Below are 13,668 nucleotides of genomic sequence, written 5' to 3'. Positions count from 1 at the left end.
CGCGATGTTGACCTGTCAGCGCGACCATTTCGACATTCCGGCCGGCATCGCCTACCTCGATGCCGCCTACATGTCCCCGACGCCATCGGCGGCCGTCGCCGCGGGACAGCGCGGCGCCACGGTGAAGGCAGCGCCCTGGCAGATGACGATCGACGCCTACTATGACGAGGTGGAGGAGGCGCGCCGCCTCGCCGCCCTGATGATCGGCGCGCACGCGGACGATGTCGCGGTCACGGCGGCGACGAGCTACGGCATCGCCGTCGCCGCCGCGAACGTGCCCGTGCCCGCCGGCTCGGCGATCGTGCTGATGGAGAACGAGCATCCGTCGCACCGCTATGTCTGGTACGAAAAGGCGCTCCAGAATGGCGCCCACATCGAGATCGCCCCGAAACCGGCGGACGGGAACTGGACCGCGGCGCTGATCGCGGCGATCGAGGGCTCCACGCGGCCGGTCGCGGTCGTCGCGGGAACGATGGTGCATTGGTTCGAGGGCATGGCGGTGGACCTCGAGGCCGTGGCGGTCGCGGCGCGGGCTGCCGGCGCCAGCCTGGTGGTCGACGGCACGCAATGGGTCGGCGCGCTGCCGTTCGACGTCTCCCGCGTCCGCCCGGATTTCCTCTCGTTCGCCACGTACAAATTCCTGCTCGGCCCCTACCGGCTGGCGTTCCTCTACGCCGATCCGAAGTGGCAGGAGAGCGGACGGCCGATCGAGCATCACTCTTGGAACCGCGTCGGCGGGGACAAGTCCGACTTCTACAAGCCGGCCGTCGCCGAGTTCCTCGCCGGCGCGCGCCGCTTCGACATGGGCGAACGGTCCGACTTCGCGGTCCTCCCGGTGGCGATCGCCGCAATGAAACTCATCGAGGGGTGGACGCTGGAGGACGTATCGGCGCGCCTGCGCCATCTCAACGACACCGTATGGGCCGAGGCCGAGCAGCGCGGTCTCGGCGTCGAGCGGCCGGTCCACCGGGCGCCCCATATCGCGATCCTCGACCTCGGCGACGCGCTCACGCCTGAGACGGGCGCCATCCTGAAGCGCGCCGGAGTCCACGCGACCGTGCGCGGTCCGAAGCTGCGCGTGTCGCCGCACGTCTACAACGACGAGGCGGACATTGCCCGACTGTTCGATACGCTGCCGCGTCGCTAGTCAGCCGCGAGTTCCGCGATGCCTGCGTCGACGCCATTCATGAAGTTGCGGGTCGTTCGAATGAGATGCTCGGTGAACGCGTCGGCCGCGGTCGACGCGATGACGCCCCACGGCCTGTAGACGCTGAGGTTGAGATCGAGATGGGGTCGAAAATCACGGATCTCGATCGGCAGGTCTCGGGCCATCCAGGCCGACAGGCGGTCGACCACTGCGACCCCCGCGCCGCAAGCGACGAGGCTGAGGCACGCCGAGGACTGGCCGACATCGAACTTCAGCGCGCGGGAGATGCCGCGCTTGACGCAAAGGGCGTCGAGCTGGCTGCGCATCGGGTCGCCAAGACCCATCGAGATGAAATCGACCCCGTCGAGATCGTCGGCCTCGACCACCTTCAGCTGAGCGAGCGGGTGGTTCTTCGGCATCACGCAGACCGGCGGCGTCGAAGCCAGCGCGCGGCGGACGAGCGAGGGGTTTTCGTCCGAAGTCGTAACGCCGATGCCGATGTCGAGCTGGTTGCGGCTCGCCCGCTGGCTGACGGTGACCGACGAGCGGATGTCGAGCGTGATCGAGACGGACGGATGCTGCTGCGAAAAGCTGGCGATGATCTCCGGCATCAGCGTCAACCCGAATGCCGGCAGCGCGCAGATATTGAGCCGCCCGCCCTTCAGCTCGCGGATATCCTTCGCGGCGCGCGAGATTTTCCGCGCCGACTCGAAGACGCGCTGCACCTCGGCATAGAGCATATGCGCCTCGGGCGTCGGCACCAGCCGCTGACGGCTTTTGCGGAACAGCGGAAAGCCCGCCTTTTCGGCGAGCTGGGCGAGCATCTTGCTGACCGCCGGCTGGGTGATGTCGAGCGCGTCGGCCGCCTTGGTCGTCGTCCCGTGCAGCATGACCGCGGCGAAGACCTCGATCTCGCGCGGCGTGAACTCCGCTTCCTGCGAAGGGTTGGCTTCGACTGCGTCCATCGCGCCCTCTTTCCACTCTCCGGCAGACACGGCGGTGGCCGCGACGCCCCGGGCAAGAGCCAGACTATTCCGCTGGGTAATGAACTCATGACCTAGCACAATGTGTGCCAGCCGCCGAGGACGCGGTCGCCCCCCTTTCTTTCTCAGCTTTTCCAGAACCCAATGAGGCCTGATTTCATGTGGACCCTCGCCCCGAGCCCTCTCTACGCGACCCCCTCCGGCTGGAACGCGCTCCTGCCGAAGCGCCAGCCCAGACCACCGCTCACGAGCGATATCCGGGTCGACTTCCTCGTCGTCGGCGCGGGCTATGCGGGGCTCGGCGCGGCGCGCAGATTGGGTGAACTCGACCCGGATGCCCGCATCGCCGTGCTCGATGCCGGGGTCGTCGGAGAGGGCGCCGCCGGCCGCAATTCCGGCTTCATGCAACCGGTCCGGCCGAGCGACGCGGCCCATCGCTTCAACGGACTTGCCGACGCCGGCCACCGCGGCCTCGACCTCATCCGCCGCCTGATCGAGGAAAACGGCATCGACTGCGGCCTGGAGCGCGCCGGCGCCCTCCGGGCGGCCGCGACCGCCCGCGGAGAGGGCTCGCTGAGGGCGAGCGCGCAATCCTACCAGTCTGCCGGGATGGCGGTCGAACTCCTCGACCGGGAGGAGCTGCAGCGGCGGATCGGGACGCCCTACTATCATTTCGCGCTGTTCACGCCGGAGTCGTGGTTCGTTCAGCCGGCGGCGCTGATCCGCGGCCTCGCCGAGACCCTGCCGGCCTCGGTCGAGCTCTACGAGAAGACGCCCATCACCCACCTCACGCAGGACGCCGGCGGCTGGACCGCAATCACCGACGGCGGCAGCGTGCGCGCGAAAACGGTCATCCTCGCCGCCAACGCGTTCGCCCGTCAGCTCGGTTTCCTCAAGGACCGGACCGTCGCCGTCTACACATATGCCGGCCTCACCCCCACGCTCTCCGGACAGGCGCTCGCGGAGCTCGGCGAGGATCCGGTGTGGGGTGTCGTCCCGGCGCTGAAATTCGGCACTACGATGCGCAAGACACGCGACGGCCGCCTGCTGGTCCGAAGCGCCTACTCATACGAGCGCGAGGCGAGCGCCGATATTGTGCGCCGAAAACTGCTGAGCGCGGCGCACAAGCGCTACCCGCTCGCCGCGGCAGGCGGGTTCGAGCATCAGTGGGGCGGCGTCATCGCCATCACGCTGAACGACTCGCCGTTCTGCGGCGAGGTGACGGACGGCCTCTACGCCATCCTCGGCTGCAACGGGTCGGGCATCATGAAGTTCACGCTGCTCGGCCACGAACTGGCCGAATTGATCAAAGGCGCGAACCGCGCTCCGGACAGCATCGCCGCGTACGGGCAGGCCTCGCGGATGCCCCCCGAGCCGTTCCGCTCGATCGGCTACCACGCACGCACCGCGTATGGCGTCTGGCGCACCGGGAAGGACGTCTAGCGAGACCGCCGCTTGTCGTATTTTCGTCGCACGCGCGTCCTTACCCGCGACCCGCGCGGCTAGGGCACTGGGACGATCGGGCGACACGCTGGTACGGTGCCGAAGCACTGCAAAATCAGAGCTTTGGGGGCCGCATTGTACGGCATGTTCGCTTCGGGTCGTCGTCGGTTGCCCATCGTCGCCGCGCTTGTGATGGTCTGCGCACAAGGCGCGTCCGCCTTCGCGCAAGCGGCGGATGATGTTCCGTGGGACGATCCGACCACCGCCGCGCAGATGCAGGCCGCCATCGACGAGGCGCTGATCGCCAAGCGCATTCCGGGGGCCACGGTCTCCATCCGCCAAGGCGATCTTCGCTGGACCTCGAATTCCGGGGTGGCGGACATCGCCACCGGCGCCGCGCCGACGCCGGAGACCTATTTCGGCTATCGCAGCGTCACGAAGTCGTTCGTCACGACGGTCGTCCTGCAATTGGCGGACGAGGGGCGGATCAATCTCGACGATCCCGTCGGCAAGTATGTGAGCGGCGTGCCGAGCGGCGACGTGATCACGATCCGCCAGCTCGCCGAGATGCGCTCGGGCCTCTTCAACTACACCGCATCCCCCGCCTTCGGCCCGGAGCTCGTCGCGGACCCCGGCCGGGACTGGACCCCGGAGGAATTGCTCGCCTTCGCCTTCGTCGAGCCGCTGCAGTTCAAGCCCGGTACGGCCTATGAATATTCCAACACCAACACCGTGCTGCTCGGGCAAGTGATCGAGGCCGCAACGGGCAATGACTGGTCGGTGGAAGTCGAGCGGCGCCTCTCCAAGCAACTCGGGCTCAGCTCGGTGGTGTACCAGGGCGCGAATGCCATGCCCTCGCCGAATGCCGTCGGCTATATCGACGCCAATGACGGCGACGGCCCGGAATCGCTCGCCGCCTTCAACACGTCGGGCGCGGGCGCGTCGGGTGGGTTGATCGGCCTCATCGGGGATCTGGAACGCTGGGGGAAAGCGGTCGGCACGGGCGAGCTCATCTCCCGGCGCGAATATGTCGAGCGGCTGAAGTCGTTCGGCAGCACCGCGACCGACCCGGAAAGTCCCGAATATGACAGCTACGGCTTCGGGATGGGCGAGATCTCCGGCTTTATCGGCCACACCGGCAACGGCCTCGGCTTCGAGGCGCTCGTCATGTACGACCGGGCGAATGATCGCACGATCAGCATCCTGATCAATTCCAGCAATCCCGACGATCCGGATGCGCCGGCCCATCTCTTCCGCGAGCTTCTGGAGATCCTCGGCTGGACCGGGCCGGACAACCAGATCCAGATCGCCGCAGACGGCCGGCGCGAGGCGATCGGCGCGGACACGGTCTGGACCGGGCTGATCAGCGGCCCCTTCCTCACGCGCGCGGCCGTCTATGCCGACAATAGCGGTTCGGCGACGGCCAAAGGCTGGGTGACGCTGGAGCCCATCCAGGACTACGTGCCGGCGATCTATGTCGGCGATGGCAGCGTGACCCTCGCTCACGGCGGCGACATCACGGCCTCGGTCGGCGGCGACGGCGCGTTTCTCGGCACGACCACGGGGACCGCCTCGCTCACCCTGACGGACGTGAACATCGTGCTGGCCGGGGACGAGGTGAGCGGCATCGGCGTCGACGCGCGGGACAACGCGATCGCCGAGTTGAACGGCGTGAGCATCACCGGCTCGGCCCTCGCGGGCCTTCATGCGGGAGGCAACGCACCCGCGACGATCCGGGGGAGCGATGTCGATATCGACCTCACGCGCGGCGACGGCGTGTGGGTGGAGGCGAACGGCACGGTCGACCTCAGCGACAGCCGGATCATGCTGAGCGGGGACGGCATCGGCCTGCGCATCGCGGCCGCCCACGGCGCGGCGCGGATGCTGGGGACGAACCTCACGGTCGAGACCTTGGCGCCCGGAAGCTACGGCGTGCTCGCCCAAGGGGACGGGGCTTCCGTCGCGCTTGCCGGCGGGTCGGTGCTGACGCACGGCGCGGATGCGCATGCGATCGTGCTCGGACAAGGCGCGCAGATCGATCTCGACGGTGTGAGCGTCGCCGCCCTCGGCACCTCCGCGGCGGCAGTCGCGGCGTTCTCGCTGGACGGCCTGTCGGACAGCCGGAGCGCCGTGCTCTCGCTGACGGACAGCGCCCTTTCGTCCGCAAGCGGCACGGCTGTGGTCGCGGAGGGAACGGCCCTGACGCTCACGGCGTCCGGGTCGCGGATCGATGGCGCGATCACCCGGTCGCCCAATGCGCGCATCGACCTCACGCTGGCCGACGGCAGCGTGTGGACGCTTCCTGCCGCCGGGGTGGGCGTGCATTCGCAGGTCGACGATCTGGTGAATGCGGGGAGCACGATCGCGTTCGCGCCGCCGGTGGGGGCGGGCTTCCAGAGACTGACCGTTCGCAACTATGCCGCCGCCCATGGGGCGCTCGTCATGAACGCGGCGCTGGACAGAGGCGGCGGCGCCGACCGGCTCATCATCGATGGCGGACTCGCGCGCGGGTCGACCAGCGTCCTCGTCGCGCCCATCGGCGATGGCGGGCTCACCACGGGCGACGGCATCGCACTCGTCGAGACGGTGAATGGCGGCACGACCACCGAAAGCGCGTTCACGCTCGGGAGCCGCGTCGCGAGCGGCGCGCTCGAGTACGGCCTCTATCGGGGCGGCGCATCGGGGGGCGACGACTGGTTCCTGCGCTCGACGCAAGGCGGCGCGACCGGAGGCGATGCGTTGCCCGATCTGAGGCCGGAGGTGGCGGTCGACACCGCGCTCCCAGCCATCGCCTCGCAATACGGCCTTGCCATTCTCGGCACCCGTGACGACCGCATCGCGGCCCGTGCGCCGGGCGATCAGAGCGCCTGGGGCCGCGTGTTCGGCAGGACCGGCAGCCAGGGCTCCGGCGGCGGCGACGCGGCGGCGCGGCTGAACCGCTTCGAGGAGGACGGGCCGAGCTACGATGTCGACCTCGCAGGCTTCCAGGCGGGCTACGAACACCCGCTGTCGCTGCCCGACGAGGCGGTCCGGAACGGGATCGGCTTCTATGTCGGCGCGGGCCATGCGCGCGGCGACGTCGACGCCGTCTATGGCGGCTCGGCCGGCAAGGTGTCGATGGACGCCTATTCGCTCGGCGCCTACTGGAGCCATTCGCGGGCGAGTGGGCTGCACATCGATACCGTGCTGCAGGGCACCTTCTACGAAGAGGCCCGCGCGCGTTCGGTGCCGGGCGAGACGCTGGAGACCGACGGGTTCGGCGTGATCGGCTCGGTGGAGGCCGGCTACCGGTTCGACCTCGGCAAAGGCTGGGAGATCGAGCCGCAGGGGCAACTCGTCTATCAGCGCCTCTCCTTCGAGGACGGCGCGGACCGCTACGGCCTGGTCCGCTATGACGCGGCGGACGACGTCTTCGGCCGCATCGGCGCGCGGGTAGGCCGCGCATGGACCCTGGAGAATGGCTGGACCATGACCGGCTGGGCGCGGGCCAACCTCTGGCACGCCTTCAGCGATGGCCCGGAGGTGTCGTTTGCGGGGCTCGGCGGCGGCAACGAGACGACCTTCGATGCCGGGACCGGCGGCACGCGGGTGCAGCTCGACCTTGGCGCGTCGATGGCGGTGTCGGACAAGGTCAGCCTGTTCGCGTCCGGCGACTATGACGTTCGGGTGGACGACAGTTCAGGCCACGCCTTCGGCGGGCGCGTCGGCCTCACCGTGCGCTGGTGACGGCACGGCGAGGGCCCGCGCGTCACGGCGTCAGGACCGACGGCAGCCAGGTCGCGAGCGGCGGGAAGTAAGACACCGCGAAGAGGACCAGGATGTTCGTCACCAGGAAGGGAACGATCGCCACCACCACAGGGGCGAGCGGCAGACGCGCGATGCCCGCGCACACGAAGAGGCACACGCCGACCGGAGGCGTCGTCAGGCCGATCATGAGGTTGAGGACGGCGAAGGTCGCGAAGTGGAGCGGATCGATTCCCACCGCCGTGGCGAGCGAGAGCAGCGGCACGAAAAGGATGATGAGCGCCGCGATGGTCTCCATGAACATGCCCACGAAGAGGAGGAGCAGGTTGATGAGGAGGATCACCACATACTTGTTGCCGGTCAGCGAGAGGACGCCATCGGCGATCATCTGGGGGATGCGCTCAGAGACGAGAATCCAGCCGAAGACATTGGCGAAACCCACCAGGGCGAGGATGCCCGCGGCCGAGATGGCGCTGTCGATGAGGATCTTCGGCAACTCGCGCAGCGGCAGCTCGCGATAGATGAACGCGCCCACGACGAAGGCGTAGACGGAGGCGATGATCGCGGTCTCGGTCGGCGTCGAGAGGCCGGACAGGAGACCGTAGATGATCAGAAAGGTCATCGCGAGCGCCCAGACCGCGCCGCCGAACGAGCGCACGACCTCTCCGCCGCCCTGCCAGGGCTGGTGCGGGAAATTCCGGCGCACGGAGATGATGTAGCACGTCACCATCATGGCGAGGCCCATGAGGATGCCCGGCACCGCCCCGGCGAGAAACATCTTCCCGACCGAGATGCCGGAGAGCGCGCCCACGATGATCATCGGCACCGATGGCGGGATGATCGGCCCCACCGTCGACGAGGCGGCCGTGACGGCGGCGGAGAAATCCGCCGGGTAGCCGGCCTTCTTCATGCCGGGGATCATCACCCCGCCGATCGAGGCCGCGTCCGCGACGGCTGTGCCGGTGATGCCGCCGAAGAGCATCGAGGCGGCAATGTTCGTGAGGCCGAGGCCACCGCGGATCCATCCCACCAGCGCGTTGGCGAAGCGGATGATGCGATGGGTGATGCCGCCCCTGTTCATCAGGTTGCCGGCGAGGATGAAGCCGGGGATCGACAGGAGCACGAAAACGTCCATCCCCGCGTACATCTTCTGCGGCATCACCACGGGCGGAATGCCGGCGACGAGGAGATAGGCGAGCGAGGAGAGGCCGAGCGTGATCGCCACCGGAATGCCGACGACGAGGCCGACGACGAAGACCAGGAACAGGATGGCGACGTCCATCAGGAGAGGTCCTCGGAGGTGTTGCGGGGCGCGCCGTCTTCCGTTCCGGCCAGCATCCCGACGATGCGCAGCACGGCGAAGAGCGCGAGGAGCGCCAGGAGAAGCCAGACGCTGAAATGGACGAAGTGCATGCGCACGCCGAGCGCGGGCGAGGTCTGCATGCTGCCGATCGACGTGAAGCGCCACGCACCGGCGAGGAGATAGAGGGCGAGGCCCGCGGTCGCGATCGCCGCGAAGAGGCGCAGGAGCCACGGGATCCTGCCCGGAAGCGACTCGCAGACGACATCGACATTGACGAGATCGCCAGACCGGAAGGCGAGCCCCGCGCCGAAGGCGACGAGATAAAGGAGCGCGTATCGCGTCAATTCCTCGGTCCAGACCGGGCCGGAGCCGGACACGCGGCCGATGACCTGCACCATGACCGAGACGATCAGGACCGCGAACGATATCCCGACGCCGATCCGGGCAAGGACGACGAACAGACTGATGAAATGGCCGACGAGCTTCATGACTCCCCCCGCATCTGGGCCGGCCGCGCGGGCCGGCCCGACAATTGGTCCCAGCGAAACAGCCGGGCCTTACTGGGCGAACAGCGCCTCGACGGTCGGCTTGATCTCGTCATTGACGTTGGCGAGAACGGCGTCCTTGGCCGCGGCCTGGAAGGCGGGACCGTCGACCTCGACGAAGGTCATCCCGTTCTCTTCGAGATATTTGCGGTCGGCCGCGAGCGACTCCTCGAAGAGCCCGCGCTCATAGTCCTGCGCCCGCTTGGCCGCTTCCATCACCGCCGCCTTGTCCTCGTCGGAGAGCTGGCTCCACGTGAGCTCGGAGATGGTGAGGTAGATCCAGGAGCGGACGTGATCAGTCATGTTCACGTACTTCTGGACTTCGTTGAAGCTCGCCGAACGGATGAGGGCGAGCGGGTTCTCCTGGGCCTCGATCGTGCCGTTCTGCAGCGAGGTGAAGACCTCGGAGAAGGCCATCGGGCCGGGCTGTGCGCCGAGGGCGGACCACACGTCCACGAAGAGCGGCACGTTCGGCACGCGCATCTTCAGACCGTTGAGGTCGGCCGGCGTCTTGATCGGGCGGTTGGAGGTCAGCTCGCGCGGACCGCGGGCGAAATAGGCGATCGGGCGGATCTGCGCCTTCTCGACGATCTGCGCCTCGATCTTGTCGCCGATCTCGCCGCTCGCCACCTCGTCCATGTGCTCGATGGACTTGTACGCATAGGGGACGGCGAGGAGAGCGGCCATCGGCGCCCAGTTCTGCAGGCTTTCACCGGTGATCGTCATGTCGACGGTGCCGAGCTGCATGCCGTTGATGAGGTCGATCTCCTTGCCCAGCGATTCGTTGGGGAAGACTTCGACGGTGATGCGGCCGTCGGTCAGGCCGGAGAGCTCTTCGGCGAACTTGAGCGAGGCCTTGTGCCAGGGATTCTCCTCATTGGCGAGGTGGCCGAGCTTGAGCGTCTTCTCCTGCGCCATGGCGGGCGCGACCAGGATGCTCGCCGCCACGATGGCCGTGGCGATGCCTTTCAGTCGTGTGCTGAAGTTCATGGATTTCCTCCTCCATAAAACGGTGCGTTGGCCGGTTCGGGGAGATCCCCCTCCGGCACTTGGTCGAACAGCTCCGGGTGGCTGCGCAGGATCTGCGGCAGGTCGCGGAGAATTTCGCGCAGGTGGACGCGGATCGCGCCCTCCGCGCCGGGAATGTCGCCGGCCTCGATATGGTCGACGACGGCGGTGTGCTGGGCGATGAGCCGATTCAGCGGGAACTGGCCGAGCGCGAGGTAGCGCACGCGGTCCATCTGCGCCTTGAGGCCCTGGACGACGCGCCAGGCGCCGCCCTTTCCGGCCCCCTCGGCAAGGGTGCGGTGGAAGATCTCGTCGAGATGGATGAAGCGCGACGGCTCCGTCGACGCCACGTCGCGCTGGAGTTCGAGCTGCCGGCGGAGCTCGCGCACGAGTGCGGGATCGGCGAGCATCGCGACCAGCCGCACGACGTCAGCCTCGACGGCTTCGCGCAGGAAGCGGGCATCGTGAACGGCGGTGAAGGCGATCTTGGTGACGATCGACCCGCGCTGCGGGCGGATCGCCATGAGGCCTTCCTCGGCGAGCTTGATGAACGCCTCGCGCACTGGCTGGCGGCTGACATTGTAGCGCACGGCGATCTCGGTCTCGGAGATCTTATGCCCCGGACGCAGATCCCCAAGGATGACCCTCTCGCGCAGGATCCGATGGAGCTGCGGCGAGATCGGCTGGCCGGGGTCCAGGGCCCAGTGGGGTTGCAGGTCGGCCAAGATCGCCTCTCCTCGAGATGAGGCGGGGTTACCATACTTCCATACTAGTCGGCAACGCGGTTGAACTGGTATGACGGTCCGAGCCGAAGGGGGACCTCACGATGAAGCAGACATGGCGCTGGTTCGGGCCGCAGGATCGCGTGTCGATCAACGACGTATTGCAGGCCGGGGTGGAGGGCGTCGTCTCGGCTCTGCACCACGTGCCGACGGGGACCGTGTGGACGCCGGAAGAGATCGCCAAGCGGCAGCGCGAGATCGCCACGATGACCGACGGCGCCCCCTCCGGCCTCGGCTGGGACGTGGTGGAGAGCCTCCCCGTCTCGGAGGACATCAAGAAGCAGCAGGGCGACTGGCGCGCGCACATCGCGGCCTACCGGCAATCGCTGCGCCACCTCGCGGCGGCCGGGATAGAGACCATCTGCTACAATTTCATGCCCGTCCTCGACTGGACGCGCACGGCCCTTGCCTGGCGCCTGCCGACGGGCGCCACCTGCATGCGCTTCGACCTCACCGACTTCGCCGCCTTCGACCTCCACATCCTGAAGCGGCCCGGCGCGGCGGACGACTATGACGACGCGCTGAAAGCGGCCGCCGCCGAACGCTTCGCCGCGATGAGCGAGGCCGCGCGCGAGGCGCTGACGGGCAATGTCGTCTTCGGCCTTCCGGGCGCGGCCGAGCGGATGTCGCTGGAGGACGTGCGCGGCCACCTCTCCGAATACGCCACGATGTCGGAGGCCACGCTGCGCGCGCACCTTATCGACTTCCTCTCCGAGGTGGTCCCGACGGCCGAGGAGCTGGGGCTGCGCCTCTGCTGCCATCCGGACGATCCGCCCTTCCCCCTCCTCGGCCTTCCGCGCATCATGTCGACGGAAGCGCACTACAAGACGGTGATGGACGCGGTGCCGAGCCCGGCGAACGGGATCACGCTGTGCTCCGGCTCGCTCGGCGCGCGGCCCGACAACGATCTTCCGGGCATGATGGCGCGCCTCGGCGACCGCGTGCACTTCCTCCACCTGCGCAACGTCAAGCGCGAGACTCCGGCCCTGCGCGGCTCCTTCTACGAGGCGGAGCATCTCGGCGGCGACACCGACATGGTCGCCCTCATGGAGGCCATCCTGACGGAGGAGGCGCGACGCAGGCGCACCGGTCGCGCCGACTGGTCGATCCCGTTCCGTCCCGACCACGGGCAGGACATTCTCGACGATCTCGGCCGTCACGCGCAGCCGGGCTACCCGGCGATCGGACGCCTCAAGGGCCTTGCCGAGCTGCGGGGGGTGATGCGTGCGCTCGAGCCGCGGATCCCGGCATGATCCCTCGCCTCGCCTCGACCGAGGGCCTGCCCGACGCCGTCGCCCGCCCGGCCTATGTGCGTGAGGACCACGGGGTCGGCATCGTCCATCTCGGCCTCGGCGCGTTCCACAAGGCGCACCAGGCGGTGGCGACGGACGACGCGCTGGCCGCCGCGGGCGGTGACTGGCGGATCGCCGGGGTCAGCCTGCGCAGCACCACGCCCTCGCAGGAGCTGACGCCGCAGCACGGCCTCTACACCCTCATCGAGCGCGGTGTCGACGGAACGCGGGCGCGGGTCGTCGGCGCGATCGCCGCCGCCCTCTCCTTGCGCAACGACCGGCCGGCGGTGCTCGACGCGCTGCTCGCCCCGCAGACCCGGATCGTGAGCATCACCGTCACCGAGAAGGGCTATGGCGTCGACCGGGCCACAGGCGGCGTCGACCTTTCCCACCCGGCGATCGAGGCCGACCTTGCCGCGCCGGACGCACCCGAAGGCGTCGCCGGGCTTCTCGTGTGGGCGCTCGGCCGGCGGCGCGCGGCGGGGATCGAGCCGTTCACGGTGCTTCCCTGCGACAACCTCCCGGACAATGGCCGGGTCGTGCGCGGCCTCCTCGCGGATTTCGCGGCCCGGACCGCGCCCGACCTCGAGGATTTCATCCGCGGCGAGGTCGCGTTCCCGTCCACCATGGTCGACCGCATCACCCCGGCCCGCGGACCCGAGACGCTGGCGCTCGCCGAGACGCTCACCGGCCGGAGGGACGAGGCCGCCGTAGAGACGGAAGCCTTCACCCAATGGGTCATCGAGGATCATTTCCCGACGGGACGCCCGGCATGGGAGGCGAGCGGCGCGGTCTTCGTGTCGGACGTCCGGCCCTACGAGGACATGAAGCTGCGGATGCTGAACGGCGCGCACTCCATGCTCGCCTATGCCGGATTTCTGGCCGGCCACGCGTTCGTGCGCGATGTGATGCAGGACCGGGCGCTGACCGCCCTCATCCGCCGACACCTTGCCGCCGCGGCGGCGACCCTCGCGCCGGTGCCGGGCGTCGACCTCTCCCGCTATGCCGACGATCTCCTGGCGCGGTTCGCGAACCCCCACCTTGCCCACCAGACCTACCAGATCGCGATGGACGGCTCGCAGAAGATGCCGCAGCGCATCTTCGCCCCGGCGCTGGAGGCGATGCGCCGCGGCCATCCTCTCGCCCCGTTCGCCTTCGCGGCCGCGGCCTGGCTCCGCTACACGCTCGGCCGGGGTGAAGACGGGAAACCCTACGCGCTGCGCGACCCGCTCGAGGCGTCGCTCACCATCGCGAGCACCGACGCCGGTGAGATCCTGCGCCACGCGCAGGCGATCACGGGGCTCGTTCCCCCGGAGCTTGCCGCGAGCGAAGCGTGGCGCGAGGCGGTCACGCAAAGGCTGTCGCGGATGCTGGCGGACGGGATGCGGGGCGCGATCGATCGGGAGGCCGAAGGGGTCTAG

At 68.7% G+C, this 13,668-nt stretch carries 10 protein-coding genes; 5 read left to right on the top strand and 5 right to left on the bottom strand.

Features of this window, described 5'->3' with window-relative positions:
• Window positions 1-4 precede the first annotated feature (4 nt).
• Window positions 5-1,147: an aminotransferase class V-fold PLP-dependent enzyme gene (locus DBV35_RS00315; RefSeq protein WP_108658273.1), complete on the top strand. Its 1,143-nt coding sequence runs from the start codon at window positions 5-7 to the stop codon at window positions 1,145-1,147.
• Here DBV35_RS00315 and DBV35_RS00310 read toward each other — a convergent pair.
• Complete coding sequence (locus DBV35_RS00310) at window positions 1,144-2,112, bottom strand: LysR family transcriptional regulator (RefSeq protein WP_108658272.1); 969 nt, start codon at window positions 2,110-2,112, stop codon at window positions 1,144-1,146. The two genes, DBV35_RS00315 and DBV35_RS00310, sit on opposite strands and share 4 nt — an antisense overlap.
• A 177-nt stretch (window positions 2,113-2,289) precedes the next feature.
• Between DBV35_RS00310 and DBV35_RS00305 the strand changes: the two genes are divergently transcribed.
• Both DBV35_RS00305 and DBV35_RS00300 read left to right on the top strand, forming a co-directional pair.
• Window positions 2,290-3,573, top strand: coding sequence for an NAD(P)/FAD-dependent oxidoreductase (locus tag DBV35_RS00305; RefSeq protein ID WP_157961505.1), 1,284 nt, complete (start codon window positions 2,290-2,292; stop codon window positions 3,571-3,573).
• A 168-nt stretch (window positions 3,574-3,741) separates the two neighbouring features.
• Window positions 3,742-7,299, top strand: a complete 3,558-nt coding sequence (locus DBV35_RS00300; protein WP_170134852.1) for a serine hydrolase — start codon at window positions 3,742-3,744, stop codon at window positions 7,297-7,299.
• A 22-nt stretch (window positions 7,300-7,321) separates the two neighbouring features.
• Here DBV35_RS00300 and DBV35_RS00295 read toward each other — a convergent pair whose 3' ends face one another.
• The 4 genes from DBV35_RS00295 to DBV35_RS00280 form a co-directional block, all read right to left on the bottom strand.
• Entirely contained in the window at window positions 7,322-8,599 is a 1,278-nt protein-coding gene (locus tag DBV35_RS00295; RefSeq protein ID WP_108658269.1) for a TRAP transporter large permease, read from the bottom strand.
• Complete coding sequence (locus tag DBV35_RS00290; RefSeq protein ID WP_108658268.1) at window positions 8,599-9,108, bottom strand: TRAP transporter small permease; 510 nt, start codon at window positions 9,106-9,108, stop codon at window positions 8,599-8,601. The genes DBV35_RS00295 and DBV35_RS00290 overlap by 1 nt, the downstream gene beginning before the upstream one ends.
• A gap of 69 nt (window positions 9,109-9,177) precedes the next feature.
• Window positions 9,178-10,155 carry a TRAP transporter substrate-binding protein gene (locus DBV35_RS00285; RefSeq protein ID WP_108658267.1) on the bottom strand — a complete coding sequence of 326 codons (978 nt, stop codon included), beginning with the start codon at window positions 10,153-10,155 and terminating at the stop codon, window positions 9,178-9,180.
• On the bottom strand, window positions 10,152-10,898 hold the full coding sequence (locus DBV35_RS00280; RefSeq protein WP_108658266.1) for a GntR family transcriptional regulator: 747 nt from the start codon (window positions 10,896-10,898) through the stop codon (window positions 10,152-10,154). The genes DBV35_RS00285 and DBV35_RS00280 overlap by 4 nt, the downstream gene beginning before the upstream one ends.
• A gap of 101 nt (window positions 10,899-10,999) precedes the next feature.
• Between DBV35_RS00280 and uxuA the strand changes: the two genes are divergently transcribed.
• Both uxuA and DBV35_RS00270 read left to right on the top strand, forming a co-directional pair.
• Window positions 11,000-12,208, top strand: a complete 1,209-nt coding sequence (gene uxuA, locus DBV35_RS00275; RefSeq protein WP_108658265.1) for a mannonate dehydratase — start codon at window positions 11,000-11,002, stop codon at window positions 12,206-12,208.
• Complete coding sequence (locus DBV35_RS00270; RefSeq protein WP_108658264.1) at window positions 12,205-13,668, top strand: mannitol dehydrogenase family protein; 1,464 nt, start codon at window positions 12,205-12,207, stop codon at window positions 13,666-13,668. Before uxuA ends, DBV35_RS00270 begins: the two co-directional genes overlap by 4 nt.

This window comes from Acuticoccus kandeliae (assembly GCF_003073115.1).
Note: the sequence above shows the minus strand (reverse complement) of the source record. Positions and strands in the feature narration are given on the sequence as shown.